Origin of the sequence: Aurantimonas sp. A3-2-R12 (assembly GCF_036016755.1) — a bacterium.
GTDB lineage: Bacteria > Pseudomonadota > Alphaproteobacteria > Rhizobiales > Rhizobiaceae > Aurantimonas > Aurantimonas coralicida_A.
The window spans coordinates 1-26,326 of record NZ_JAYXIH010000020.1 but is presented as its reverse complement, the minus strand read 5'-3'; the positions used below and the strand labels follow the sequence as shown (position 1 = coordinate 26,326).

At 64.9% G+C, this 26,326-nt stretch carries 28 protein-coding genes; 21 read left to right on the top strand and 7 right to left on the bottom strand.

Going from position 1 to position 26,326, the window contains the following annotated elements; all coding sequences use genetic code 11:
* Nucleotides 1–28 precede the first annotated feature (28 nt).
* The 5 genes from VSX60_RS12035 (at nt 29) to VSX60_RS12015 (ending at nt 4,543) form a co-directional block, all read left to right on the top strand.
* Nucleotides 29–781 (top strand): SDR family oxidoreductase, encoded by a 753-nt coding sequence (locus tag VSX60_RS12035; RefSeq protein WP_327624440.1) that lies wholly within the window; start codon nt 29–31, stop codon nt 779–781.
* A gap of 23 nt (nt 782–804) precedes the next feature.
* Nucleotides 805–1,791 carry a D-erythronate dehydrogenase gene (gene denD, locus VSX60_RS12030; protein ID WP_327624439.1) on the top strand — a complete coding sequence of 329 codons (987 nt, stop codon included), beginning with the start codon at nt 805–807 and terminating at the stop codon, nt 1,789–1,791.
* 28 nt (nt 1,792–1,819) lie between these two features.
* Nucleotides 1,820–2,725 (top strand): NAD(P)-dependent oxidoreductase, encoded by a 906-nt coding sequence (locus VSX60_RS12025; protein WP_327624438.1) that lies wholly within the window; start codon nt 1,820–1,822, stop codon nt 2,723–2,725.
* A gap of 151 nt (nt 2,726–2,876) precedes the next feature.
* Entirely contained in the window at nt 2,877–3,551 is a 675-nt protein-coding gene (locus tag VSX60_RS12020; protein ID WP_327624437.1) for a GntR family transcriptional regulator, read from the top strand.
* Nucleotides 3,552–3,619: 68 nt separating this feature from the next.
* Nucleotides 3,620–4,543 (top strand): NAD(P)-dependent oxidoreductase, encoded by a 924-nt coding sequence (locus VSX60_RS12015; RefSeq protein ID WP_327624436.1) that lies wholly within the window; start codon nt 3,620–3,622, stop codon nt 4,541–4,543.
* Nucleotides 4,544–4,582: 39 nt separating this feature from the next.
* Here VSX60_RS12015 and galE read toward each other — a convergent pair whose 3' ends face one another.
* Nucleotides 4,583–5,572, bottom strand: a complete 990-nt coding sequence (gene galE / locus VSX60_RS12010) for a UDP-glucose 4-epimerase GalE (protein ID WP_327624435.1) — start codon at nt 5,570–5,572, stop codon at nt 4,583–4,585.
* A gap of 305 nt (nt 5,573–5,877) precedes the next feature.
* Here galE and VSX60_RS12005 point away from each other — a divergent pair, with 305 nt between their 5' ends.
* The 8 genes from VSX60_RS12005 to VSX60_RS11970 all read left to right on the top strand — a co-directional run bounded on the left by VSX60_RS12005 (nt 5,878) and on the right by VSX60_RS11970 (nt 12,614).
* Nucleotides 5,878–6,570 carry a 50S ribosomal protein L21 gene (locus VSX60_RS12005; protein ID WP_327624434.1) on the top strand — a complete coding sequence of 231 codons (693 nt, stop codon included), beginning with the start codon at nt 5,878–5,880 and terminating at the stop codon, nt 6,568–6,570.
* Nucleotides 6,571–6,631: 61 nt separating this feature from the next.
* Complete coding sequence (gene rpmA / locus VSX60_RS12000; protein ID WP_327624433.1) at nt 6,632–6,901, top strand: 50S ribosomal protein L27; 270 nt, start codon at nt 6,632–6,634, stop codon at nt 6,899–6,901.
* Between the two features lie 84 nt (nt 6,902–6,985).
* On the top strand, nt 6,986–7,597 hold the full coding sequence (locus VSX60_RS11995; RefSeq protein ID WP_327624432.1) for a GNAT family N-acetyltransferase: 612 nt from the start codon (nt 6,986–6,988) through the stop codon (nt 7,595–7,597).
* Entirely contained in the window at nt 7,597–8,193 is a 597-nt protein-coding gene (locus VSX60_RS11990; RefSeq protein WP_327624431.1) for a DUF3833 family protein, read from the top strand. Before VSX60_RS11995 ends, VSX60_RS11990 begins: the two co-directional genes overlap by 1 nt.
* 260 nt (nt 8,194–8,453) lie before the next feature.
* Complete coding sequence (obgE, locus tag VSX60_RS11985; protein WP_327624430.1) at nt 8,454–9,506, top strand: GTPase ObgE; 1,053 nt, start codon at nt 8,454–8,456, stop codon at nt 9,504–9,506.
* On the top strand, nt 9,506–10,657 hold the full coding sequence (gene proB / locus VSX60_RS11980) for a glutamate 5-kinase (RefSeq protein ID WP_327624429.1): 1,152 nt from the start codon (nt 9,506–9,508) through the stop codon (nt 10,655–10,657). Before obgE ends, proB begins: the two co-directional genes overlap by 1 nt.
* Before the next feature lie 26 nt (nt 10,658–10,683).
* Nucleotides 10,684–11,967, top strand: a complete 1,284-nt coding sequence (locus VSX60_RS11975; RefSeq protein WP_327624428.1) for a glutamate-5-semialdehyde dehydrogenase — start codon at nt 10,684–10,686, stop codon at nt 11,965–11,967.
* An 11-nt stretch (nt 11,968–11,978) separates the two neighbouring features.
* Nucleotides 11,979–12,614 (top strand): nicotinate-nucleotide adenylyltransferase, encoded by a 636-nt coding sequence (locus VSX60_RS11970; protein WP_327624494.1) that lies wholly within the window; start codon nt 11,979–11,981, stop codon nt 12,612–12,614.
* A 139-nt stretch (nt 12,615–12,753) separates the two neighbouring features.
* Here VSX60_RS11970 and VSX60_RS11965 read toward each other — a convergent pair whose 3' ends face one another.
* On the bottom strand, nt 12,754–13,527 hold the full coding sequence (locus tag VSX60_RS11965; protein ID WP_327624426.1) for a FadR/GntR family transcriptional regulator: 774 nt from the start codon (nt 13,525–13,527) through the stop codon (nt 12,754–12,756).
* 108 nt (nt 13,528–13,635) lie between these two features.
* On the opposite strand from VSX60_RS11965, the gene VSX60_RS11960 reads away from it, so the two are divergent.
* Genes VSX60_RS11960 through VSX60_RS11940 form a run of 5 tightly spaced genes read left to right on the top strand, consistent with a single transcriptional unit; the run spans nt 13,636 to nt 17,776 of the window.
* Nucleotides 13,636–14,625 carry an ABC transporter substrate-binding protein gene (locus VSX60_RS11960; protein ID WP_327624425.1) on the top strand — a complete coding sequence of 330 codons (990 nt, stop codon included), beginning with the start codon at nt 13,636–13,638 and terminating at the stop codon, nt 14,623–14,625.
* The gene (locus tag VSX60_RS11955) at nt 14,618–15,496 is read left to right on the top strand and encodes an ABC transporter permease (RefSeq protein WP_327624423.1); all 879 of its coding nucleotides are present in this window, start codon (nt 14,618–14,620) and stop codon (nt 15,494–15,496) included. The genes VSX60_RS11960 and VSX60_RS11955 overlap by 8 nt, the downstream gene beginning before the upstream one ends.
* Complete coding sequence (locus VSX60_RS11950; protein ID WP_327624421.1) at nt 15,493–16,296, top strand: ABC transporter ATP-binding protein; 804 nt, start codon at nt 15,493–15,495, stop codon at nt 16,294–16,296. Before VSX60_RS11955 ends, VSX60_RS11950 begins: the two co-directional genes overlap by 4 nt.
* A gap of 8 nt (nt 16,297–16,304) precedes the next feature.
* Entirely contained in the window at nt 16,305–17,060 is a 756-nt protein-coding gene (locus VSX60_RS11945; RefSeq protein WP_327624420.1) for an ABC transporter permease, read from the top strand.
* 32 nt (nt 17,061–17,092) lie between these two features.
* Nucleotides 17,093–17,776: a fumarylacetoacetate hydrolase family protein gene (locus VSX60_RS11940; protein WP_327624419.1), complete on the top strand. Its 684-nt coding sequence runs from the start codon at nt 17,093–17,095 to the stop codon at nt 17,774–17,776.
* Between the two features lie 135 nt (nt 17,777–17,911).
* Here the strand turns inward: VSX60_RS11940 and VSX60_RS11935 are convergent, their stop codons facing one another.
* From VSX60_RS11935 to VSX60_RS11925, 3 genes are all read right to left on the bottom strand, one after another.
* Entirely contained in the window at nt 17,912–19,348 is a 1,437-nt protein-coding gene (locus tag VSX60_RS11935; protein ID WP_327624418.1) for an MmgE/PrpD family protein, read from the bottom strand.
* Nucleotides 19,349–19,622: 274 nt separating this feature from the next.
* Nucleotides 19,623–19,988 (bottom strand): hypothetical protein, encoded by a 366-nt coding sequence (locus tag VSX60_RS11930; protein ID WP_327624417.1) that lies wholly within the window; start codon nt 19,986–19,988, stop codon nt 19,623–19,625.
* 195 nt (nt 19,989–20,183) lie between these two features.
* On the bottom strand, nt 20,184–20,372 hold the full coding sequence (locus tag VSX60_RS11925; RefSeq protein WP_327624416.1) for a hypothetical protein: 189 nt from the start codon (nt 20,370–20,372) through the stop codon (nt 20,184–20,186).
* 463 nt (nt 20,373–20,835) lie between these two features.
* On the opposite strand from VSX60_RS11925, the gene VSX60_RS11920 reads away from it, so the two are divergent.
* The gene (locus VSX60_RS11920; protein WP_327624415.1) at nt 20,836–22,032 is read left to right on the top strand and encodes an IS701 family transposase; all 1,197 of its coding nucleotides are present in this window, start codon (nt 20,836–20,838) and stop codon (nt 22,030–22,032) included.
* Nucleotides 22,033–22,347: 315 nt separating this feature from the next.
* Here the strand turns inward: VSX60_RS11920 and VSX60_RS11915 are convergent, their stop codons facing one another.
* Both VSX60_RS11915 and VSX60_RS11910 read right to left on the bottom strand, forming a co-directional pair.
* The gene (locus tag VSX60_RS11915; protein ID WP_327624414.1) at nt 22,348–22,686 is read right to left on the bottom strand and encodes a hypothetical protein; all 339 of its coding nucleotides are present in this window, start codon (nt 22,684–22,686) and stop codon (nt 22,348–22,350) included.
* Complete coding sequence (locus VSX60_RS11910) at nt 22,640–23,287, bottom strand: NAD-dependent epimerase/dehydratase family protein (protein WP_327624413.1); 648 nt, start codon at nt 23,285–23,287, stop codon at nt 22,640–22,642. Before VSX60_RS11910 ends, VSX60_RS11915 begins: the two co-directional genes overlap by 47 nt.
* 555 nt (nt 23,288–23,842) lie before the next feature.
* Here VSX60_RS11910 and VSX60_RS11905 point away from each other — a divergent pair.
* Together VSX60_RS11905 and VSX60_RS11900 are read left to right on the top strand one after the other, a co-directional pair.
* Complete coding sequence (locus VSX60_RS11905) at nt 23,843–24,757, top strand: glycosyltransferase family 25 protein (protein ID WP_327624411.1); 915 nt, start codon at nt 23,843–23,845, stop codon at nt 24,755–24,757.
* The gene (locus VSX60_RS11900) at nt 24,754–25,974 is read left to right on the top strand and encodes an O-antigen ligase family protein (RefSeq protein WP_327624410.1); all 1,221 of its coding nucleotides are present in this window, start codon (nt 24,754–24,756) and stop codon (nt 25,972–25,974) included. The genes VSX60_RS11905 and VSX60_RS11900 overlap by 4 nt, the downstream gene beginning before the upstream one ends.
* Nucleotides 25,975–26,326 lie beyond the last annotated feature (352 nt).

The following is a 26,326-nucleotide window of genomic DNA, read 5'->3' as shown; positions in this document are numbered from 1 at the left end:
CGAAGGCGGACAGGAGCAGGGAGTGAGCATGACGAAGCGTCTCGACGGCAAGGTGGCCGTCTGTACGGCCGCCGGTCAGGGGATCGGCCGCAAGGTCGCCGAAGCGTTTCTCGAAGCCGGCGCCAAGGTCTACGCATCCGACCGCGACGCGGCGAAGCTGGACGGGCTGAAGTCCTTCGGCATTGTCGATACGGCGGCGCTGGACGTCACCGATTCCGCGGCTGTCGCCGCCTATCTCAAGCGGATCGACACGCCGGACATCCTGTTCAACTGCGCCGGCTTCGTCCATCACGGCACGGTGCTCGACTGCGACGAGGATGCCTGGGACTTTTCCTTCGACCTCAACGTCAAGGCGATGCACCGCACGATCTCAGGCCTGTTGCCGCGCATGGTGGAGGCCGGCGGCGGCTCGATCATCAACATGGCCTCGGCCGCCTCGTCGATCAAAGCTGCGCCGAACCGCTACGTCTACATGGCGACCAAGGCGGCGGTGATCGGCCTGACCCGCTCGGTGGCGATCGACTTCATCAAAAGCGGCATCCGCTGCAACGCGATCTGCCCCGGCACAATCGAATCGCCGTCGCTGGAAGGCCGGATCGAGGATCTGGGCAAGACCGTTGGCGGCACCGAGAAGGCCAAGACGATGTTCATCGAGCGCCAGCCAATGGGCCGTCTCGGCACGCCCGAGGAGATCGCTCACCTCGCCGTCTATCTCGCCTCGGACGAAAGCCGCTTCACCACCGGCACCACCCAACTGATCGACGGCGGCTGGTCGCTCTGACCCGTCCGTAGGGAGACTGATTGATGCGAATTCTGATTCTGGGTGCCGGCGGCATGGTCGGCCGGCGGCTCGTCGACAAGCTTCTCGCCGATGGCAACTTCGCCGGCCAGCCGATCGAGGCGATCCACGCCTTCGATGTCGTGGAGCCCAGCTTCGACAAGGCGTCCGGCACCATAGCGATCGAATCGAGCGCGGGAGACATCGCCGATTCCGCCACGGTCGCGGCGCTGGTCGCCAAGCGGCCGGAAATGATCTTCCATCTGGCGGCGATCGTATCGGGCGAGGCGGAGGCCGATTTCGAGAAAGGCTACCGGATCAATCTCGACGGGATGCATCATCTCCTGGAGGCGATCCGCGCGCAGGGTGACGCCTATCGTCCCCGTCTGGTCTTCACCTCCTCGATCGCCGTCTTCGGCGCGCCCTTCGAGGATCAGATCTCCGACACCTTCCAGCAGGCGCCGCTGACCAGCTACGGCACCCAGAAGGCGATCTGCGAATTGCTGCTGGCCGACTATACCCGCAAGGGTTTCGTCGACGGCGTCGGCATCCGCCTGCCGACGATCGTCGTGCGCCCCGGCAAGCCGAACAAGGCGGCGTCGGGGTTCTTCTCCGGCATCATCCGCGAACCGCTGGCCGGCCACGAAGCGAATTTGCCGGTGGACGACGAAGTGCGTCACTGGGTCGCGAGCCCGGCCGCGGCCGTCGGTTTCCTCATCCATGCGGCGACGATGGACACCGAGATACTCGGCGCTCGCCGCTCCTTGTCGATGCCGGGGCTGTCGATCACCATCCGCGAGATGATCGCCGCGTTGCGTGAGGTTGCCGGCGACGAGGTGGCCGGCCGCATCCGGCGCGAGCCGGACGCCACCATCGAGAAGATCGTCTCGGGCTGGCCGCGCGACTTCAAGGCGGACCGGGCCATCGAGGCCGGTTTCGTGGCCGACACCGATTTCGTCGCGATCATTCGCGCCCACATCGCCGACGAGGCCGCCCGCCAGGGCGCCAAGTGACCGGCCTGCACTCGAAGAGGAACACACCATGACGGATCGTCCGCGCATCGGCTTCATCGGCGTCGGCCTGATGGGCCACGGCATGGCCAAGAACATCCTCGAAGGCGGCTACCCGCTGACGGTTCTCGCGCACCGCAACCGCAAGCCGGTCGACGATCTGATGTCGCGGGGAGCCGAGGAGGGGGCAAGCGTCGCCGACATTGCCGAAAAGTCGGACATCGTCTTCCTTTGCCTGCCGGGCAGTCCCGAGGTCGAGGCAACCGTTGGCGAAATTCTCGACGCCAACGGCGCGACCAGGACCATCATCGACAGCTCCACCAGCAATCCGGTTTCCACGCGTGCCGTGGCGGAGCGTTGCCGCCAAGCCGGCGTGACGCTGATCGACGCGCCGTTGTCGCGAACGCCAAAGGAAGCCTGGGAAGGCACGCTCGACACCATGGTCGGCGCCTCGGCCGAGGATTTCGAGCGCGTGCGCCCCATCTTCGAATGCTGGGCCGGCAAGGTCGTGCGCGTCGGCGATACCGGCGCCGGCCACACGATGAAGCTGCTCAACAATTTTCTCTCGCTCGGCTATGCGTCGCTTTATTCCGAAGCGCTGGCGATCGGTGCGAAGAACGGCATTGACGCCAAGACATTTCATGGCGTCATCAGCGGCGGCCGGATGGATTGCGGCTTCTACCAGACCTTCATGCAGTATGTGGTCCAGCGCGACCGCGATGCCCACAAGTTCACCTTGCGCAATGCCCATAAGGACATGCGCTACGTCGTCTCGATGGCCAATGAAAGCGGCATCGCCTCGCATGTCTCGTCGAGCGTGAAGAACGGCCTGGCGACGGCCGAGGCCATCGGCCGGGGTGACGATTACCTGCCGATGCTCTCCGACGTGGTGGCGGAATTGAACGGCATCGGAGCCGCAAAGGGCTCGAAAGAATGAGCGGAGGACCGCGAACGCTGATGCGCCGGAAGCAGGGAGGCTCGCACTGACCAAACCGGACACCACCAGCGACAGCGGTCGCAGAAAGACGGCCACGGTCACCACGCCGGGCGGTTCGCGGCCACGGCCGACGCTCCAGGGCGTCGGCAAGATGCCGGCGCGCGAGCGGGCCTATCACGAACTGAAGTTCCGGATCCTCGAAGGCCGCCTGCCACCCGGCACTACGCTGCTGGAGACCGAGGTGGCCAATCTTCTGTCGCTCAGTCGCACGCCAATCCGCGAGGCGCTGATCCGGCTGGAGGAGGAGGGCCTCGTCGCGGTGCGGCCGCGCCATGGCATTACCGTGAAGGCCCAGTCGCTCGACGATCTGGCCGATATCTACGAGGTCTTTTCCACCCTCGAGGTCAAGGCTGCGCAATTGGCCGCCCGCCGCGGTCTTTCAAAATCCGAGGCCGATCGCTTGCGCGCGCTCATGGGACAGTTGGAGCGCGCGACGCAGCGCGACGACATCGAGCAATGGTCGCGGCTGGACGACATCTTTCATGCCGAGATCGTCTCGTTCTGCGGCAATGCCAGACTGCAGGCGACGCTTCGGCAATATTGGGATCAGCAATATCGCGCCCGTATGGCGATCATGCCGCTCCGCCCGCGCCCGACGCAATCGGATGACGAGCACCGGGCGATCATCGCCGCGATTCTGAGCGGCGACGAGGCCGAAACCAGGCGCCTGCACCAGGAGCATCGCGATCGCGCCGATCGGCAGGCGCTCGATCTCCTGCGCAGCCAGTCCGGCAACCTTTCGGCGGGCGAGGCCAAGGGCCTTTAGCTTCTGTTTTCTCTTCGCGGCCGACCGAGCGCCTGGCGCCGCGTTTCATCTTCTTAAAGGAGCCGCCCATGAGCCTCGACAACATCACCCTGATCGGCACCGGCATCATGGGTGCGCCGATGGTGCGGAACATCGCTAGGGCCGGCTTCCGCGTCACCGTCTGGAATCGGACGCGCGCGAAAGCCGAGGCGCTCGCCGATGTCGCGACCGTCGCCGCCGATCCGCGTGAGGCCGTGGCCGAGGCCGACGCCGTCATCACCATGGTCGACAATTCGCCGATCGTGACGGAAATCTATTTCGGCGAGCTCGGTGTGATCGAGGCGGCGCCGGCAAACGCGCTGTTCATCGACATGTCGTCGATCCAGCCGAGCGTTGCGCGCGATCACGCCGGCGCGGTCGAGAAGGCCGGCCGGCGCCATATCGATGCGCCGGTGTCGGGCGGCGAGAAGGGCGCGATCGAGGCGACGCTCGCGATCATGGCCGGCGGCCGCGCGGAGGACTTCGCCGAGGCGGAACCGGTTTTGAAGGCGATGGGGCGGCCGACTCATGTCGGCGTTCATGGCGCCGGGCAGGTCGCCAAGCTCGCCAACCAGGCCATCGTCGCCGTCACCATCGGTGCCGTCGCCGAGGCGATGCTGCTTGCCCAGGAAGGCGGCTGCGATCCCGCCGCACTGCGCGACGCGCTGATGGGCGGCTTTGCCACCTCGCGCATCCTCGACCTCCACGGCGAGCGGATGACCGAGCGCAACTGGGTTCCCGGCGGCCCGCTCGAACTGCAGTTGAAGGATCTGGAGAACGCTCTCGAAGTGGCGCGGGAGGCGGGGTTGACCCTGCCGCTGACCGAAAAGGCGCGCGACGCTTTCCATGCCCTCGCCAAGGAGATGGAGATGGGTCGTCACGACCACGCGGCCTATCTGCGCTGGCTGGAAGCGATCAATCCCGGCAAGCGGCTCGGCGCCGGCCCCGATCTCAATCCCAGCGCCCACGCCTGACATCCGCCGTCCTTGCCGACGCCACGTTGCCGGCCGTGATCAGCGATGATTGCGGCGGGCGAGGGCGCGTTCCCAGTCGAGGGCATGGCCGACGATCTGCCGCAGATCGTCGTATTCGGCGCGCCAGCCGAGCTCCCGGCGGGCCAGGGACGGGTCGGCGACGATGGCCGCGGGGTCGCCGGGCCTGCGGCCCTTTATGCGGATATCGAAGTCTTTGCCGACGACATCCTTGACCGCGCTCAGCACCTCCAAAACCGAATAGCCGCGCCCGTAGCCGCAATTGGCGACCATGCTGGACCCGCCGCCGCGTAGCCGTTCGAGCGCAAGGTAGTGGGCTTTGACGAGGTCGGTGACATGGATGTAGTCGCGCACGCAGGTGCCGTCGGCGGTCGGATAATCGGTGCCGTAGAGTTCGAGGAAGGCGCGTCTGCCGAGGGCGGTTTCGGACGCGACCTTGATCAGATGCGTTGCGCCCCTGGTCGATTCGCCGGTGCGCCCGAGCGGGTCGGCGCCCGCGACATTGAAGTAGCGCAGCGCAGTGGAGCGGAAATCATGGGCAAACGCCGTGTCCCGGAGCATCATCTCGGTCATCAGCTTGGACGAGCCGTAGGGCGATTCCGGCAGCGTCGCGGCCGCCTCGGTGACCGGGATCGTGGCGGGAGAGCCGTAGACGGCCGCGGTCGAGGAAAAGATGAAATGCTTGACGCCGTTCCGGACCGCTGCCGCGATCAGGGCGCGCGACTTGACCGTGTTGTTTTCGTAATAGCCGAGCGGATCGGCAACGGATTCCGGCACGATGATCGAGCCGGCAAAATGGATGATGGCATCGACATCATGGCCCGTGATGGTGCGATCGAGGAGATCGGCATCGCCGACATCGCCGACCACCAGCGTCGCCTCGGGCGGCACCGCCCAGTCGAAGCCGGTGGACAACCGGTCGAGGACGACGACCGTCTCGCCGCGATCCAGGAGTTCCCAGGCCATGTGGCTGCCGATATAGCCGGCGCCGCCGGTGACGAGTATCGCCATGATCGGATCCTGTCCTCATGCTTTCCACGCGGCACGACAGATTGCGACAATGCCGCATGTGCCACGGTGGCAGGTTCATGACCGCCACCGTCGACCCCATATCCGGCGAGCGGGAGGCAAGCAACCGATCGGCATCGGGTCTCCAAAGTTGACTTGACCTTGAGGACCCGGCCCGCTAGTGACGGGCATCAAATTGGGGCGTGGCTTGACCGCGCCCGTTTGTTTTCGCCCTATTCGCAACCGACTGACAAGAAGATGGCCCGGGCCTTTACGGCGCGAGAGCCGATCGAACGAACGGAGATAAAATGTTCGCAGTCATTAAGACCGGTGGCAAGCAGTACCGCGTTGTCCCTGAAGACCAGTTCACCATCGAGCGTCTGCCCGGCGAGGCCGGCGATCTTCTGACCTTCAAGGAAGTGCTGATGGTCGGCTCGACCATCGGCGCGCCGTTCGTCGCGGGCGCCTCCGTCACCGCCGAGATCATCGGCCAGACGCGCGGCAAGAAGGTCATCTCCTTCAAGAAGCGTCGGCGGCAGAACTCCAAGCGTTCGCGCGGCCATCGCCAGGATCTGACGCTGATCCGCGTCGCCGAAATCCTGACCGACGGCAAGGCGCCGTCGATGACCTCGGCGGCCCGGACCAAGCCCGTCAAGGTCGCGAAGCCCGTCGAGGACGAAAAGGCACAACCGGCCAAGGCGGCCGGGAAAGCCGCGAAGCCGGCGAAGCCCGCCGAAAAGGCGGTAGAGCCAAAGCAGGCGGCAGCATCGGCGCCGGCGAGCCTGTTCACCGCGCCGAAGGGCGATGCCGACAAGCTGACTACGATCAAGGGCATCGGCCCGGTCGCCGAGAAGCAGCTCAACGAGCAGGGCATCACCACCTTTGCCCAGATCGCCAAGCTGAGCGACAAGGACGTGGCGCGGATCGACGAACATATGCCGTTCAGCGCCGCCCAGATCGAAGATTGGCGCGAGCAGGCTAAAGAGCTGGCGAAGAAATAGGTCCGGGGCGGATTTCCCCCGCGAACCCGATCCGGTAGCCTGACAGGCAAGGAGACAGACGATGGCACATAAGAAAGCAGGCGGTTCTTCCCGCAATGGTCGCGATTCCGAATCCAAACGCCTTGGCGTGAAGAAGTTCGGCGGCGAAGCTGTGATTCCAGGCAACATTCTCATCCGGCAGCGCGGCACGCGCTGGCATCCGGGCACGAATGTCGGCATCGGCAAGGATCACACGCTGTTCGCCAAGGCCGCGGGCAACGTCGCGTTCCAGCACAAGGCGAACGGGCGAACCTACGTAGCCGTACTGCCGAAAGCAGAAGCCGCCGAGTGACCGGAGCTTCAGAGCGCCGGCGTTCCAACGAACCGGCCCTCTGATCCTTCCGAAACGCATCGGACTTCAGAGCGAAAAGGGGAGATGGACCGCCATCTCCCCTTTTCGCGTCTGAGGAAGGACGATGCGATGACCGAGGATTTTACCGCCGAACGGGGCGGCGTCACGATCGAATCAGGACGGCTCCGGCTGCGGCCCTTGGCGGTGAAAGACGCGCAGCCCCTGACCAATCTCGCCAATGACCGCCACCTCGCGGCGATGCTCGCGCGCATTCCGCACCCGTACCGTCTTTCAGACGCGCGCGCCTTCATCGCCGATCATGGCTCGGAGATCGTCTTCGCCCTGTGCCTGAAGGAGGAGGATCGGTTCGTCGGCTGTTGCGGATTAAAGCCCTCGGGCAGGAAAGGGCGGGCGGAACTCGGCTATTGGGTCGGTCGGGCCTATTGGGGACGCGGCATCGCGACCGAGGGCGCCCAGGCGGTTATCGACTACGGCTTTACGCGGCTGCGGCTCGACGCCATCGACGTCAGCTGCCGTGTTGTCAACGAGGCGTCCCGACGGGTGATCCGGAAATGCGGCTTCCACTTCTGCGGTAGCGGTATGATCGAATCGGTGTCCTCAGGCCGGGTCGCCAGCGAACATTTCGTGATGGATCGCAGCTGCTGGACGTCGCTCAAGGCATGGGGACGGCAATGATGGAAAAGCTCGACGGGCGTCGGAGTTGGCTTTGGCCGACGGCCGTTGCGGGTGGCGCTGTTATTTTGCTCGCGGGCCTGGCTTGGTTCGCCGCGCCGCCCCGTCTTCCACAGCCCGATCCAAACGGCCTGTCGCTGCCGGATTTCTTCGCGGGCAAGTCGGTCTCGAAGGGCACGGTGACGACGGCCTTGGTTTTCACCGAGGCTTTCACCGCCGAATTCGACGGCAAGCAGACGGGCGACCGGTTCCAGCTCGACGAGCGCTTTGCCTTTGCCGATGGCAAGCGTCTGCAGCGCTGGGATTTGGTGCGCACCGCGCCGGGTCTTTATGGCGGAACCGTCGCCACGGAGCTGAAGACAGGAGACCTCGCGCCGCCCATGCCGGTGGTCGGCGTCCAGACGAAGAATGGCGCGGTCCTCGACTATGACGGCTATGCGCCCGGCGGCGGGGGCACGCTTCTGCATTTTCGCCACGAGATGACCGGCCGTCCCGACGGTACGGTCGCCAACCACGTCATTGTCTCGAAGTTCGGGATTCCGCTCGCTACCTCGGATGTGACCTTCGCCAAGAGCCGGGCTGCGCTCGCACCATATTGAACCGATAACACGGGGTCGTTTCCATCGGCGGCCCGGACCGCTATGACAGGCGAGCTGGACTAGTGGATTGAATTTGACATTTGATACCCATGTGCGGCGGACTCAAGATCAAATATCAAATTTGAAAAGTCCACGAGAGTCATAAAATTGCTAGTGGTCCTTTGATTTCGACATTTGCTTGCCAGGGTGCTCCAAGCGGGATGCAAATGTCGAAATCGGACCACTAGCGGCCACCAAAAGAAGACGAAAGAACGCACATCATGAAGTTTCTCGACCAGGCCAAGGTCTACATCCGCTCCGGTGATGGCGGTGCCGGCTCGGTCTCGTTCCGCCGCGAGAAGTTCATCGAATTCGGCGGCCCGGACGGCGGCGACGGCGGTAGGGGCGGCGACATCGTCATCGAGGCGGTGGCCGGCCTGAACACCCTGATCGACTATCGCTACCAGCAGCATTTCAAGGCCAAGACCGGCGGGCACGGCATGGGCCGCAACCGCACCGGCGCCAAAAGCCCCGACGTGACGTTGAAAGTGCCTGCGGGAACCCAGGTCTTCGCCGAGGACAACGAGACCCTGCTCTGCGATCTGACCTATATCGGCGAGCGCCATCGTCTGGCTGCCGGCGGCAATGGCGGCTTTGGCAACGCGTATTTCAAGACCTCGGTGAACCAGGCGCCGCGCCGCGCCAATCCGGGTCTCGAGGGCGAGGAGCTGACGATCTGGCTGCGGCTGAAGCTGATCGCCGACGCGGGATTGGTCGGGCTTCCCAACGCCGGCAAGTCCACTTTCCTGGCTTCGGTGACGCGTGCCCGGCCTAAGATTGCCGACTATCCGTTCACGACGCTGCATCCTGGCCTTGGCGTCGCCAAGATCGACGACGCCGAGTTCGTCATCGCCGACATTCCCGGCCTGATCGAGGGCGCTCATGACGGCGTCGGCATCGGCGATCGCTTCCTTGGCCATATCGAACGCACCAGCGTCCTGTTGCATCTGGTCTCCGCCACCGAGGAAGACGTCGCGGGCGCCTATACGACCGTGCGGCACGAGTTGGAGGCCTATGAGCATGGCTTGGCGGAAAAGCCCGAGATCGTGGCGCTCTCCAAGGTCGACACCCTGACCGAGGAGACGCGGGCGGAAAAGCTCGCCGAGCTGGCGGCGGTGACCAAATCCCCTCCGCTGGCGCTGTCGGCGGTGAGCCGCGAGGGCATGACCGAGGCGCTTCGCCAGATGAAGAGCCGCATCGCCAGCCTCGCCGCCGCTACCGATGAGGACGAGCCGGATCGTTTCGCCGAGGCACAGGCCGCCAGGGAGGAGTGATGACGGACCTGCTCGATGGCTACGCCCGCATCGTCGTCAAGATCGGCTCCTCGCTTCTGGTTGATCCTCAAAGCGGGTTGAAGCGGACTTGGCTGGAATCGCTCGGCGAGGATATCGCCCGACTGAGCGGCGAGGGGCGTCAGATCCTCGTCGTCTCCTCCGGCGCCATCGCGCTCGGCCGCAAGCTCCTGAAGATGCCCGCCGGACCGCTGCGGCTCGAGGAAAGCCAGGCGGCCGCGGCCGTCGGGCAGATCGCCCTGTCGCGGACTTATTCGGAGATTCTCGGCCGCCACGGCATCGAGACCGGGCAGATCCTGCTGACCCTCGGCGACACCGAGGAACGCCGGCGCTATCTCAACGCCCGCGCGACGATCTCGACATTGCTCGGCTTCGGCGCGCTGCCGGTCATCAACGAGAACGACACCGTCGCCACATCCGAAATCCGCTATGGCGACAATGACCGTCTGGCGGCCCGCGTCGCGACGATGATGGGCGCCGATCTGCTGATTCTCCTCTCCGACGTCGATGGTCTTTACACGGCGCCGCCCGCCCTCGATCCGGCGGCGCGGCATATCCCGTTGGTCGAGCGGATTACGCCGGACATCGAGGCGATGGCGGGCGCGGCCGGGTCGGAGCTGTCGCGCGGCGGCATGAAGACCAAGATCGATGCAGGCAAGATCGCCACCGGATCGGGCGCCGCGATGATCATCACGGCGGGAGACCGGCTGTTTCCGCTCAGCGCCATCGAGCGCGGCGAACGCGCGACGCTGTTTCGCGCCGCAGGCAATCCGGTTACGGCGCGCAAGCGCTGGATCGCCGGGCATCTCGGCTCCGCTGGCGGGCTCGTCGTGGATGCTGGCGCGGTCAAGGCGCTGTGCGCCGGCAAGAGCCTGCTGCCGGCCGGAATCGTTTCCGTCGATGGCGAGTTCCGGCGCGGCGACACGATAGCGGTCACCGGACCTGACGGCCGCAGGATCGCGCGCGGCCTTGTCGCCTACGATGCCGTGGACGCGCGGCGGATAGCCGGGTTGCGGTCGGCGGAGGTGGCGGCAGTGCTCGGCTACGAGGGGCGCACGGCGATGATCCATCGCGACGATTTGGTGATGGAAGCGGCGGCGGAACCGGCCGATGAATCCCTGCGCATCGCGTGAGCAGGACGGAAAGCGGAGAGGTGGAGATGCTCGACAGTGCAACGGAGGCCGGCTCGATCGAGGCGCTGATGGCCGCGATCGGCCAGCGCGCGCGCCGTGCCGCGCGGAGCCTTGCCCTGGCACCGGCGGAGGCGAAGAACGCCGCGCTGGAGGCGATGGCGGATGCGATCCTGCAAGCGGGAGAGACGATCCTCGCTGAAAACCGTGCCGATATCGAGCGGGCGAAGCAAAGCGGCATGGCCGCGTCCTTCATCGACCGGCTGACACTGGACGCGGCGCGCATCGGCGCGATCGCCGACGGTATCCGCGCCGTCGCCGCGCTGCCGGACCCCGTCGGTGCGACCATCGCCGCGTGGGAGCGGCCCAACGGTCTCCAGATCGAGCGGGTGCGGACACCGCTCGGCGTCGTCGGCGTCATCTATGAGAGCCGGCCGAACGTCACCGCCGACGCGGGAGCCCTGTGTCTGAAATCTGGCAATGCGGTCATCCTGCGCGGCGGTTCGGACTCGGCCAGGTCCTCGGCCGCGATCCATGCCGCGCTGGCCGCCGGGCTCGCCCAGGCCGGCCTGCCGGAGGACGCGATCCAGATCGTACCCTCGACCGACCGGGCTGCCGTCGGTGCGATGCTGAAGGGCCTTGACGGTGCCATTGACGTCATCGTGCCGCGTGGTGGGCGTTCGCTCGTCGCCCGCGTCCAGGACGAGGCGCGGGTGCCGGTCTTCGCCCATCTGGAAGGTATCTGTCACGTCTATGTCGACGCAGCCGTCGATCTCGACATGGCCGTCAATGTCGTCGTCAATTCGAAGATGCGGCGCACCGGCATCTGCGGGTCGGCCGAAACGCTGCTGGTCGACCGCGCGGCGGCGAGCACCCAGCTCCTGCCGATCCTCGAGGCGTTGCGGACTGCGGGCTGCGAAATCCGGGCGACCGACGAGGTGCGTCAGCGCTATCCGACCGCCGAGCCCGCGAGCGAGGAGGATTTCGACACCGAATATCTGGATGCAATCATCTCGGTCGCACTGGTCGACGGCGTCGACGGGGCCATTGCCCATATCGAGCGGCATTCGTCCCACCACACCGAGGCGATCGTGACCGCCGACGAGGCTGTGGCGGCGACGTTCTTCGCCGGCATCGATTCCGCCATCCTCCTGCACAACGCCTCGACCCAGTTCGCCGATGGCGGCGAATTCGGCATGGGCGCGGAAATCGGCATCGCCACCGGCAAGATGCATGCGCGCGGGCCGGTCGGCGTCGAGCAGCTGACGAGCTTCAACTACCGCGTCCGCGGGACCGGCCAGACCCGCACGTGACGCAGTCCGACATGAAAGCCGGCTGGCCCGACGGTATCGATCCGGCGGCGCTCGCCATGCCCCACACAGAGCCAGGCATGGTCGTCGGGTTGTTCGGCGGCTCGTTCAATCCGCCGCATCAGGGCCATCGTCTGGTCGCCGAGATCGCCCGGCGGCGACTGCGTCTTGATCGCATCTGGTGGATGGTTACACCCGGCAATCCGCTCAAGGACAATGGCCATCTGCGCCCGCTCCGCGAAAGGCTGGGGACCGTCAAGGCGCTCGCCAGCGGACCGCGCGACGATGTCACCGCCTTCGAGGCGGCGCATCGCATCCGTTACACCGCCGATACGCTGGCGCTCTTGCGTCGAAAACGCCCGGGCATTCACTTCGTCTGGATCATGGGCGCAGATAGCCTCGCCTCCTTCCATCGCTGGCAGGATTGGCGGCGAATCGTCGCGACGTTTCCCATCGCGGTGGTCGACCGGCCAGGATCGACATTATCGGTTCTGTCGGCCCCCATGGCGCAGGCCTTTGCCTATGCCCGGTTGGCCGAGCGACATGCCGCGGCCCTGCCGTTTCGCGAGCCACCGGCTTGGGTTTTCCTGCACGGTCCGCGTTCCCCGGTGTCGTCGACCGTCCTCAGAAGCATCGGCGGGGGAGGGTAGGCGCCGTCATCGGAGCAGATACGATGTGTTTTTCGGCTGTTGCTCGCGAGACAATTCTCCAGGGGGGGGGCATAACCAATGCCGGATTGGTTTTCGCAGTGCAGAACAAATCCGCCTCGGAGTTCGCCGCTTCTCGCAACTATTCCGCCGCCGACTGGTGGCGGGCGATCAGATGGGTCTGGACCTGCTGGAGGTGCAAACGCATTCGCGTGGCCGCGGCGCCGAGATTGCGCTCCTCGATCGCATCGACGATCAGATCATGTTCTTCGAAGCTGTGATGATCGACTGGCGGCTGTGGCAGCTCGGTTCGCAACCGGCCCCAGACGACGGTGCGCCGGACGGCGTTGATCGTGTCGAAAATCGCAAGAAGCAGGGCATTCTTGCCGGCCTCCGCGATGGTGCGGTGAAGCCGGTTGTCCCAGTTTTCATATTGCCGCCAGGTCTCTGCCTGGCGGGCGCTGGAAACGCAGAGCCGCAGCGCCCGGATGTCGTCGATGGTGGCGTGCAACGCCGCCTCGCGCGCCAGTTCCGGTTCGATCACCAGGCGCGCCCGCATCACTTCGGCGGGGCTGGTCTGATCGGCGATCATTGCGACGGAGGCCAGCTCGGCGACCGGGCGCGCACCGACGAAGGTGCCCTTGCCGACATGGCGCCAGAGCTCGCCGTGTTCCTCCAGCACCGCAAGCGCCTTGCGGAGGTCGCCGCGTGACACGCCGATCATTTCCGCCAGTTCGCGCTCCGGCGGCAGCCGGGTGTTCAGCGCGAACTCCTTCTGCGCGAGATAGGCGCGAAGCTGCACCAGGGCGCTCTCGCCGCCATTGCGGTCGATCCGGTCCCGGTCGACGTCGCCCGGCCCGGCGATCTCGGCTTTCGTCAGATTCCGCATTTGGTCAGCATGGTTCAGCTTGATCATCCGGCCCTTATGCCTTAACCAATCGGGTATTGGCAAGGGATTGGCCCGTCAGTGGCCGGTGCGGCACATTATCGGCAGCAACCAAAACAAGCCAATTGGGAGGATACAATGCGAATTTGGACTAAGATGACAGGCACGCTCGCCGCAGGCGTCGTCGCCGCGACGATCGGTTTCGGCATTCCGGCGGTCAGCGCCCAGGAAAAGGTCCGCGTCGCGCTCGGCGATGTGGTGTCGGTGGAAACGCTGGCATTTCTCGTTGCGCTCGACCGGGCCAAGGAAAAGGGCCTCGACTACGAGCTGACGTCTTTCGCCGAGGAGGAGTTGGCGATCCAGGCACTGGTCAGCGGTCAGGCCGATATCGGCGTCGGCACGCCCTACACGATCATCCAGAAGGCCAAGGTGCCGCTGCGCGCCGTCTTCCAGATGTCGCGGCTGGTATTCTTCCCGGTCGCGTCGAATGAATACAAGAGCTGGAAGGATCTCGACGGCCAGCCGTTCACCTTTCATGCGCGCGGCACCGGCACCGAGGCGATCGGCAACATCATCGCCGAGCGGGAAGGGATCGAATTCGGCCAGCGCAATTACGTGCCCGGGTCGGAAAACCGCATCATCGCGATGATGAACGGTACGATCAACGCCACCATCGTCGATCTCGCCAACAAGAACATCCTGATGGCAAAGGCCGGCGACAAGTTCCAGGTACTGCCGGGCCTCGACGCCAAGCCGAGTGACGAACTGATCTTCGCCTCGCAGGAATGGCTCACCGCCAATCCGGAACAGGCTGACCTCCTGGTCGAGGAGTTGCTGGGCCTTTGGAAGGAGATGAACGAGGATCCTTCGATCATCGAAACCGAGCGGGCCAAGCGCGACCTGCTCTCCGATCAGCCGCAGGAAATTCTCGACGAAGTTACGCCATTCTATACTGAGGGCGTCGAAAACGAGCTGTTCGACCCCAAGGGCGGCATGGACACGGCCAAGGCCGATTTCGACTTCTACACCAAGGCCGGCCAGCTCGATGGCCCAGCCGACACACTGAAGGTCGAGGATTTCTGGGACCTTGGCCCGCTGCAGCGGGCGGAGCAGAAGCTCGGTGGCTGAGCATCACGACATGGAGGCGGAGCCTGCCGGGCTCCGCCTCTCCCGGTTCCTGCCCTACGGAATGGGCGGGCAGCCGTCCGCCCTCCGTGACCGGCAGCCCAATGCGGCATTCACGTTCCTGACCCATCCGCTAACCCTGCGGGTCCTCTCGGTGATCGTGTTCTGTGTCGCCTGGCAATGGGCCGGCCTGGTGCCGATCAGCCCGGCTTTTCCGACCTTTACCGAAACGATGGCCGCGCTGTGGGAGATGCTGGCCGACGGTTCGCTGATCGTGGCCTTCTCGATCACCCTGCAGCCGCTGATCCTCGGTCTTGTCATTTCGGCCATCTTCGGCGTTGCGATCGGGGTCGCCATGGGCCTCAATTCCAAGGCCGAGTGGGTGGCCTCACCGATCTTTATTGTCGCGCAGGCCGCGCCGCTCGCCGCGCTCATCCCGCTGATCGTGTTCTCCTACGGCATCGGACTGACGTCGAAGACCATCGTCGTCTGCATCATGGCGATGCCGGTGATCGTACTGAACTCCTACGCCGCGGTCCGTCATACGCCCGCATCGCTCGTCGAGATGGGGCGCTCGTTTCTCGCGCCCCGGTGGAAGGTGATCACGCGGATCATCCTGCCGGCGGCCAGCCCTGTCATCTTCGCCGGGCTTCGGCTCGGTGCCGCCTCGGGCTTCATTGGCGCGATCCTCGCCGAACTGCTGATCACGCCAACCGGGGTCGGCGATCTGATCACCTACAACCGCTCCATCGCGAACTATCCCGGCATGTACGCCGCGATCCTGTCCATCATCGTGTTTTCCGTGCTGTTCATCGAACTGATCGAGCGCGTCGAGGTCACGATCTTCAGACCCGAGAAGCGAGCCATTTCGTGAACGCCATCGCTCCCCTTGCCTTCGCCGCTCCGTCGCCTGTCACCGATTCCGTCGTCGCTGTCCGCAATGTCAGCAAACTCTATCCTGGCGGTGTTCAGGCGCTCGAAAACGTCAGTGTCGATTTTCCGCGCGGCCAGTTGACCTCGCTGCTTGGCCCGTCCGGCTGCGGCAAAACCACGCTTTTGAAGATCATCGCCGGCCTGCTGCCGGCGACCTCGGGCGAAGTGCTGGTCAACGGCAAGCCGGTCGCCGGACCCGGTCCCGAGCGCGCCTTCGTGTTCCAGGACTTCGCGCTGATGCCTTGGGCGACGGTGCTGCGGAACGTCGCATTCGGGCTGGAACTGCGCGGCACGCCGAAGGCCGAGCGCGAGGAGATATCCCGCAAATACATCGCCCAGGTGGGTCTCGGCGGCTTCGAGGAGCGCTATCCGCATGAGCTGTCCGGCGGCATGCGCCAGCGGGTCGGTCTCGCCCGGGCGCTGTCGGTCGACGCCGACGTCCTGATGATGGACGAGCCGTTCTCGGCGGTCGATGAACAGAACCGCCGCAAGTTCCAGGAAGACCTACTGACCCTCGTCGCAAACGAGAAGAAGACCTTCATCTTTGTCACCCATTCGATCGAGGAGGCGGTCTACGTCTCCGATCGCATCGTGCTGTTGTCGCCGCGGCCGGGCCGGATCGCCGAGATCATCGAGCCGGACATCAATCGCGACGGCGATGCCGACGCGATCCGCCGGCATCCGGTCTATCTCGATACGGTCGACGCCATCTGGCAGTCGCTCAAGACCTATCTGGACTGAGGCGCGGCATGATCATCTTCGGACATCGCATCCCCATGGTCGGCTCCCTCATCCTCTGGGCCATCCTGTGGGAAATCGTCGGCCAGCTCGAGGTCACCATTCTGCTGCCGCCGCTATCGGCCGTCCTCGTCACACTCGTCGAGATCGTGCCGACCCGGACCTTCATGTCGGCGCTCGGCGTGACCGCCTATGCCTTCGTCGTCGGCAATGTGATCGCGATCGTGGTCGGCGTGCCGCTCGGCATCCTGATGGGCCGGTCGGTGATCGCCGACCGGATCTTTCTGCCCTGGGTCAACCTCTTCCTGTCGGCGCCGCTGACCGCGCTGGTGCCGGTGATCATGGTGCTGTTCGGTCTCGGCCAGACGACCATCATCCTCACCGTCGTCTTGTTCGCGATCTGGATCATCGTCCTCGATTCGCGGGCAGGCGTGCGGTCTATCTCGCCGTCGCTCGTCGAGATGGCGCATGTCTTCGGCGCCAGCCGCTGGCAGGCGTTCCGGCGCATCTACATCTGGGCGGCGCTGCCGGAAATCCTCGCCGGCATTCGTCTCGGCGTGATCCGCGCCGTCAAGGGCGTCATCATCGGTCAACTCCTGGTCTCGATCGTCGGCTTCGGCGCGCTGTTCAAGCTATACGGCTCGCGCTTCCTGATGGAGCATTTCTGGGCCGCGCTGCTGGTCCTGTTTGCGCTCGCCTTCATCCTGGCGGAAAGCCTCGCCTGGCTGGAGCGGCGCGTCGACTTCTATGCCGCCAGCCGCGGCTAACCCCAATCCACCTCAATCAAGGAAAATCGCCCATGTCCCACGTCTTCACGCCCGCCGCGATCCCGGCGCTTCCGGTCCGCGGCTCCGCCGATACGTTTCCTGTCCGGCGGGTCTATTGCGTCGGCCGCAACTACGCCGACCATGCGATCGAGATGGGGCATGACCCCAACAAGGAAGAGCCATTCTTCTTCCAGAAAAATCCTGACAACCTGACCACTGGCGATACCTTCCCCTATCCCGGCAAGAGCTCCGACGTGCATCACGAGATCGAACTCGTCGTCTGTCTCGGCAAGGGCGGCGAGGAGATCCCGGTCGAGGACGCGCTGTCGCACGTGTATGGCTACGCGGTCGGTCTCGACATGACCCGGCGCGACTTGCAGGGCGTGGCCAAGAAGCTGGGCCGGCCATGGGAAGTTGGTAAGGCGTTCGAGGACTCCGCGCCGGTCTCTCCGGTGGCGCCGGCCTCCGAGATCGGCCATCCGGATGCGGGCGCGATCTGGCTGAAGGTCAATGGCGAGACGCGCCAGAGCGGCGACCTCAACCAGATGATCTGGAAGGTGGCCGAGTCGATCTCCTACCTCTCCGGCCTGTTCCGGCTGGCGCCCGGCGACGTCATCATGACCGGCACGCCGGCCGGCGTCGGTGCCGTCAGTCGCGGCGACGTGCTCGAAGGCCACATCGACGGGATCGGCGATCTCAAGGTGACCGTGGTCTGATTTCCCATCGGGACAGACAAGCTTACATCATTGTTTCGGCGGCCGGGTCTTCGGCCGCCGAAACGTTTGCGGACGGCATTATCGCGCAAATCGACGGAGCCGGCGCGCGACGCCCCTTCCGCGCGCTCCATCCGGTCAGGCGCTCAGAGCGGCCGTGAGGCCCTCGACGCCGGCGGCGGTGTCGAGGGTCGCGACAAGGTCGATGATCGCCTCGCTCTTCTCCTTCGGCCACCCGGCGAATTCGGCGCAGCCACGGAATTTGTCGGCCACCTCGTCGTAGCTCATCGGATTGGCCGGCGATCCCTTGCCGAAATCGGCCCGGCCGGAAATCGTCCGCCCATCCTTCATGTGGATATCGATGAGCGTCGTCATCTTGGCGTAGCCCGCCGCTTCGGCCTCCGGATGCACGGCGAAATGAACCCGTTCGATCAGCGCCCGCACATCATCGCGCAACACCGTCTCGTCGGTGAATTCGGGCAGGTTTGCCCGCCCGTCGAGAAGCAGGATCGCCATGCAGAATTCCATCGAGAATTTTGCCTGGAGTTCATTCCGGGGCCGGCGGTGAATGAGGGCGTTCTGCATGTTGTGGTTGGTGCCAACGTCGACCCGTTCGACGTCCTCGGCCTTGATGCCGTGCGCGGCAATCAACGCCAGCATCTCGGTCATGCCGGGATGGGTGAGGGAGCCCGACGGGTGCGGTTTGATCGAGATTCCCGGATCGGCGAAGCTCCAGGGCGCGCCGAGTTTGCCGCGAATGGCGTTGAGATCATAGCCGCCGCCATGGGCCTGGAAGAAGCCGCGCGGCGCCTCGAGGATCTTGTCCGTCGCGCTCCATCCCATCTCGGCGAAATCGCAGGCGACGACGCCGGATTCCGACGAGCGGCCGGCATGAAAGGGCTTGGTCATCGTGCCGAAATTCTCGCGCAGCCCGGCGCTCTGGCTGCCGGCGATGGACAGCGCCCGCTGCAGCGTTTCCTGGTCGAAGCCCCTGAGCTTGCCGGTGGCCGAGGCGGCGGCGAAGGTTCCGCAGGTGGCGGTCGCGTGAAAGCCGTGCTGATAGTGCCGGGGCGAGATCGCCTCGGCGATCTTGCACTCGACATCCACCCCGACGAGATAGGCGGCTAGCAGATCGCGCCCTCTCAGCGAACGGGTCTCGGTCTCGGCGAAGGCGGCAGGCAGGCACGGCGCGGTCGGATGGGTAAGCAGGCCGTAGACGCGATCGTCGGCGACGGCGAGCTGGGTGTCGTCGTAATCGTCGGCGTGAATGCCGACCCCGTTGGCGAAGGCGGCGAAGCGCGACGGCACCTGGATATCGGTCCCGATTACAATGGCCGAACCGGCGCCGGCGACGTCCTTGAGATGCCGCTGCACATAGCGTCCGGACGCCGCGACGGACCCCGACAGCGCCAGGCCGAACCCGTCGAGGATCGACTTCTTGGCTAGGTCGACGACCTGCGAGGGAATGTCATCGAAGCCGGTATCCAGAACGAAGGCCGCGACCTCGGCCGTCAGCCCTTCGCCGACGGACGGATCGTTCTGCGGCGTGAAGTGGGTGGGCGTGCGCTGTTCCATGGCAGAACCTTCGTTCGTGGGAAGCGCCGGCGCCGTGGTGTGGCGCGATGTCGCCAGCATGGCCCGAGCGCTCGATCGCACCGGCGCGGTGCCTCACCGGCATTCTATTCTCACCTTTGCTATCAAGCCATATTGTCGATTGTCAACAATTAGACGGAGAAGGGATGAACGGCGAGGGCTCTGTTTTCGGCGGCTGGCGCCATCGGGGCGAGGGAGCCTCAGTCGAAGATCCGGCCGTTCCATTGGACCGAACCGCGGTTGCCGTCATGGGCGTTCATCGAAACCGCCGGGACACGGCCTCCGCCGACCGTGACGCCGCCGCCGAGCATTTCATGGGCGAGTTGTAGCAGCGGGCCGCGGCGAGGTAGAACATCACCGAACGGACCTGCATCCCGCAAAACATGCTGCGCCCGAACTGGCCGCCGCTCGTGCAGGAAATCGCCTCATGGGCGATGATCAGATCGTCGCGCCCGTCGCCGTCGAGATCCCGTTCGATGACGCCGGCCGGGTCGATCGAGCCGCGACCATCCTCGCAGGCGCGGGCGATCTGTTCCTCGACCAGATAGGCGGCAGCCTTGGAACGGGCGTCCGCCGAAGTCATAAGCGCCAGGAGCAGGACGACGGCAAGAGAGGCTTTCACCGAGCAATCTTCCGTTGCGTCATATACAGAATGGTGCCGGAGGATTGTGCGCCAGGCAAGAGCCCTTGATACGGAATGAAGAAAAGCGGGAACCGGTTATCCACCTGCATTTCGCGCTCACTTGCTGGAAACGACCATGGTCAATGACATCGGATCGAAGCGATCCAATGTCATTGCGATCTGAGGGTGGCAGCGTCAGGAATTCTCGGTGTCGCGGCCGTCCGGCTCCTTGGCGACGCCCTTGAACTTGCCCTCCGACTGCTTGACCTCCATGAACTCGCCGGTTCGCTCGTCCCGTTTTTGATGGGTGCCGTCGTCGCGCTCCATCTGCGTACGGCCCGTAACGGAGCCCTTGCGATAGCCTTCGCCGGTGTTGGTCGCCATGTCGATCTCCCTTGGTCCGGCGGGGCGCCGGATTGCTTCTCTGATTGCTTCGATGAGAGGAAACGTCGCAGACGTTCCTTTGTTTCCCCTGAGAGGATTGAATGCGCCGAACGCGTTGACCCCGCGGTTCCCGTGGTGGCGCGGTTGCAAACGGTCGACAGTGGTGCTCACTGACTTGAGCCGGCCGTCGCCAACTTTTCGGCCAGCCGGAGAGCGACGATTTCCATGTTTGAGCAGTCGGCTGCTTGGCGGCGGCCCAAACGCCGCAGATCCGCATCTGGGGATCCCCATCGGTGGCGCCTCTGAGAGGGTGGGCGAAAAGTAGCTGAGCGATATCAGCAGGTTGTGACACCTACGTTGTCGAGGTGACCTGGGATGATCTCGCTCGGCTTGAGCCTAGCATTACAGTTGCGCATTTCGAGAACGTCTGAATCCATGGGTTTCCCTGATTCGGAGGTCATGGATGTCTGGGATATCGGTCGAGGCGACGCTGGAACTTTGGGCGTCATCGTTGCGGGACGTGAAGGCGCGGATGCAGCCGCTGTTTCGCCGGGAACTGGCGGCTTCAGCTGGCTTGTTCCTGGACGGGCTGCTTGGGGAGGAGCGTCGCAAGACAGGCTGGATGCGGGCGGAGGCCGCCGGCGATCCCGGTCCGTGGCGTCAACAGGCGATCCTGGGTCGGGGCCGATGGGACGCCGATGCGCTGCGCGCCATCGTGCGCGACTATGCGCTGGAGACCTTGGCCGACTCGGATGCGGTGCTTGTTCTGGATGAGACCGGCTTCCTGAAGCAGGGCAAGGCCTCATGCGGCGTTGCGCGGCAATATACGGGTTCGGCCGGCAAGATCGCCAATTGCCAGATCGGCGTGTTCGCGGCTTATGTCTCCCGACACGGCCATGCCTTCATCGACCGGGCGCTCTATCTGCCGAAGGCGTGGACGGACGATCCGGCGCGCATGGCCAGGGCGCATGTTCCGGACGATATCGGTTTTGCCACCAAGCCGGCGCTCGCGCTCGCCATGATCGAGCGGGCCACTGCCGCGAACGTGCCGTTCAGTTGGGTGGCTGCCGACAGCGTCTACGGCGTCGGCGACATCGAAACGGCGCTGCGGCGCGCCGGCAAGGGCTATGTGCTGGGCGTCAACGCCAACCACCCCTTCCGCTCGTGGGCAAAGCCGCAGGCGATCGCCGGACCGGCAAAAGACATCGCCGAAAGCCTGCCAGACGATGCATGGCGGCGTCTGTCGGCGGGCAATGGGACCAAGGGCGAGAGGCTGCATGACTGGGCCTATCTCGAACTGGCCGATCTCGACGCCGGCGATTTCGATGCCGCGTTCCCCGGCATCTGGACACGCGGTCTTTTGGTCCGCCGCAACATCGCCGACGAGGATCTCGCCTTCTTCTCCACATGGTGCCCCGCCGGCGCCTCCATCGAAACGCTGGTCAAGGTCGAAGGCCATCGCTGGGCCATCGAGGACGGCTTCGAGACGGCCAAGAACGAGCTCGGCCTCGACCACAACGAGACCCGTTCCTGGCATGGCTGGCATCGCCACGTCTCGCTCGTCATGCTCGCCTTCGCCATGATGGCCGCGATCCGCCATCACGCCAACGCCGCGCCCCAAAAAACAATACGCCGGATAAAGCGCGCGCCCCGCCGCTGATCCGGTGGTCGATCCAGGAAATCCGACGCATCGCCACCCGCCTTGCTCGACGAAAAATCCAGCCCGCCCATGTCATCGCATGGTCGCTCTGGCGACGAGCCCATCAGGCCGCCGCTCGACAATCACACCTCAAATCAAAAGCGCAACTGTAATGCTAGGCTTACCCCCGTCAATCTCCTCCACTCGCCGCGCACGGTCAAGAGAGGGCGACCCCGCTCGAGGGCGACGCCGGACGTCGTGCCAAGTCATGAGGCCCGGCGCGAGGGTCGCGCCCGAGAGGGCCGCCGCGATTCCATTCGTTTGTGGGGGGATGGATCAGAGAACCCCGTCGGCGGCGAGCCGACGCAGCTTCTCCTGCGTCGTCAGCGGCGAACTCCAGCCAAGGATGTCTTTCAGCGGTTGCGTTTCCAGCACAAACGGCGCCGTTGCGGCACGCCAGACCGTGTCCTTTCCCATCGCGCCTATCCATCGTTGCAGAACGCCCACCGGCGCCGGAAGAAGAAGCGGCGCGCAGCCCCAGCCGGTGCGGAGCGCGCGCACGATTCCTGCTGGCGTGATAGGTTCCTCGTCGGCGACCAGGAGCGTCGTTCCGGCTGCGGCGGGGACATCAAGAGATGCGGCGATCACCTGTGCCAGATGATCGACGGCCACCAAGCTGCGCGGCCCACCCAGCCCCTCTAGCGGCAGAGGCACCGGCCATTCTTGCGAGCTTGACCAGAACCGCAACGTTGCCCCTCCCGCCAGCCCCGTAGACGGGGGCTGGTCGGAGCACGCATCCTTCCGTTTCGGTGCCGGACAAGCTGCTCCAGAAGGCGGCCTCCGCCTCCGCCTTGGAGATGGCGTAGGGACTGCCCGGAGCGAGTGGATCCGATGCCGAGACGCTCTTGTCTGCCGTGGGCCCATGGACGTTGGCGCTGCTGATGAAGATCATGCGGCGGACGCGCTCGCGCGCGGCCCGCCGCGCCAGAGCAGCGGTCGCCTCGACATTGGCGCGACGGAGGGCGGCAAGGTCGCCGCTTTGCGGTTCGCTTCGTGACGGGTTGAGTGCCCCCAGATGGATGACGGCGTCGGTGCCTTCTGGCCATTCTTTCCATGCCTCGATCTCGGCGAGAACAGCCGGACCCATCACCGCGTCCGTCCGGTCCTCGGGCGCAATGCCGCGCGACAGCGCCAGCACGCGATGTCCCTGTTCGTTCAGTCTCGCCGCGACATGTCGTCCGACGAAGCCGCCGGCGCCGGTCATGAGGATCTGCATTGTTCCTATCTTTATCCCGCAAAACAGGCGCGAAAAATACCGCGTTCGGCATCGGTGAACAGCCGTTCGACACGGCTTCTCCCTCCCGGCAGGAAGCGCAACCAGTCTTTCATTTTCCCGTCATGCATCCGCATCTCCCGCTGCTTTCCCCCGTAAGCAGCAGCCACTTACAGGGGTGCAATCCGCGGACCGATGTCGATATTGATGCGTGGAAGTGATCTTGGCAAGAACGTATGCAACCCCGTCGGGCTCGACGAGACCGGTGCTACCGTCTTGCGGCGGCGGCTTCGTCGCGACGGTGTTGTGAAGTTTGTCGTTAAGCTGCCTTCCTGCATCGCAGCGATAGAAGCGTGCTGTAGCCCCTATCATCTCGGGGGCGTGCTTGGAACTTCAGCCGCCCCCCGGCGAACAAAACGAGCCCGCCCGCACACGCGGACCAAGTCGTATGTCCATCGCGCTGGCCGGTCTGCTGACCCCGCCCGAGATCCGCCGGCTTCTCGCCCGCCTCGTTATAACGAGACCGCCACCCGACAGCTTCGTATGGGCGTGGCGGCGATGGCGAAGAAGCCATCAAGCCACCGCAGCCCTCGCACACCGGACAGCACGCTGGCATGCGCAACTGTGGTGCTTTCCGGGGCGACTGAGCTTGCCTTGACATTGCCTGATGTTCGCGCAATCGACACTCGAAACGGGGACCGGCCCGTCTGTGAAAGTGTTGTCTTGAAGATCAATTACTACGTCATCAATCTGGATCGGTCTCCGGAGCGCCTTGCGGCGATCAGCGCAGACGCTGCCGCGATCGGCATCGACCTGATACGAGTGCAGGCGGTCGATGGGAAGACCGTGCCGCCTCAGGCGCGTGATATCCTGGACGAGAGCGGGTTTCGCCGCCTGCACGGCAAGATCCCGATGGACGGGGAATATGGCTGTTATCAAAGCCATATCGACGTGTTCGATGCCTTCCTGGCCAGCGATGCCGACATCGCGGTGATCTTCGAGGACGATGTGCGACTGACGCCCGCGCTCCTGCCGGTACTCGATCGGATCGTTGCCGTGGACGATTGGGACGTCGTGAAACTGATGCACCATCGCCTGCCGGCGTTCCGCGCGCACCGTTCGATCGGCGGTGGTCACCGGCTGGGGACGTCGCTGTTCGGTCCGACCGGTAGCTCGGCCGCCTACCTGGTCAATCGGCAGGGCGCGAAAACCCTGCGGCAGCGGCTCGTTCCGATGCAGCTTCCCTACGATGTGGCGCTGGAACGCGGCTGGGCGCTCGGCGTCAGGGTGCGCCACGTCGAACCGGACCTGGTTTCCGGCAATCCGCTCACCCAGCAGAGCCTGATCGGCGGACGCAAGAAGTACGCGGCGATGCGGCTGGCGCCGTGGCGGCGTCTGACGACCTTGCTCTTCCGGACGGCGGAAGTGGTGCGGCGGGCCCGCTTCGGCCTCAGCGCGCGCACCGAACGATGATCAAACGCTGGCTCCTGGCGCGGCGCTCCTTCGATGCGCCGCTCATTGCCTTGGCGATCGCCCTGCTGGCCATCGGCAATCCCATCGCCAAGGGAGCCTTTCTCTTCTTCGGCCTGATCGGCGTCAATTTGGGCTTTGCCCGGCATCGGACCTGGCGCTATGCCGACACGGCCTTTTGCGCTGCGATCATCGCCTATGCGAGTTGGTCGATCGGGCTCATGGTATTCCGGAACGAACCCGTAGACGGCAACCGGATGTTCTCCTACAGCCTCATCATGCTCGGCTTTGTCTTTCTGCCGCTATCGATCAGCCTGGTGCGAGAACCGATGGATGCGCTGATCCTCGGCTCGCGCGCGGCCATTCTCGCCGTCCTGGCTTTGATTCCCTTCGACCCGATGGTCATCGGGGGCCGGATCGATCTTGGCGGCAACGCCGCGATCGTCGCCTTTCTGGCTGCGACGGCCGGTCTTGCCGCCCGGCTGGACGCCCGACGCCCAGCCTCTCTTCTTCCCAACAGCCGACTCTGGTTCTATCTCTCCTTCGTACCGGTCCTGCTATCGGGCACCCGGGCGGCGTGGCTCGTCTATCTGCTGGTTGCGCTGTTCGACGCGGTCCATCTCATCCGGCAGAGGCGGCAGACGCCGGTTCGCTTGCGATGGATGCTGCTGCCGATCGCGGCTGTTTTGATAGCGGCCGCCGTGCCGGTGAGTTCGATCGTCATGCAGCGTATCGACGCGGGCGTGGCGGAGTTGCAGAGACTGAACGAGACCGGCGTCGCCACGGGATCGATGGACGTCCGCCTCGTCATGTGGGCGGGAGCCTTTGACCTTGTTTCCAAGCACCCGATCGCCGGCGTCGGCGGGATGGAACGAATGGACGCGGTCGCCGCAGCGGTTTCGCCGATGAACGCATCCTATGTCGCCGGCTTCACGCATCTGCATAATCTGTTCGTCGATGAGGCGACCTCGAACGGTCTGGTCGGGCTGGCGCTGCTCATGTCGATCTTCGCGGTCTTTCTCGTCCGCGTCACGCGATGTTCGCCCGGCCATCTCGTGCCGGAGACCTCCTATGCCTTCGTCTTTCTGGTCGTCACCTTCGGATCGTTCCACGGTGTCCTCCTGAACGAGTGGATGATCCTGTCGATCTTTTCCTTCATGACCCTCATCCTTGTCGCGATCCGCCGGGATGCGTTCCAAAGCGGGTATCGTAGCAGTTAAGCTGAAAATTGCGGCTGACGCGGCCTGCGGCTTCGTGATCCATGGTCCCCGCCGCGCGCCCGCAGGACATGGCGCGACGGGGAAGCCGTGGATGGCCTGTGCCCCGGTCGCCTTAATCTGCACCCTGTGATCCTGCACAAGGAAGATTGCCGTCGCCTTGAAGCTTTGGAGCGTGCAGATAGCACCGCATTAACCATTCGTCCCGAAACCCATCCGGCGCAGCTGGGATCCGGACGTTCGGCGGCCTAGCATTACAGTTGCGTCTTTCGACGAGTTCTGAATCCATGGGCGACCATGATTCGGAGGTCATGGATGATGGGCGCATCGATCGAGACGACGCTGGAGCTTTGGG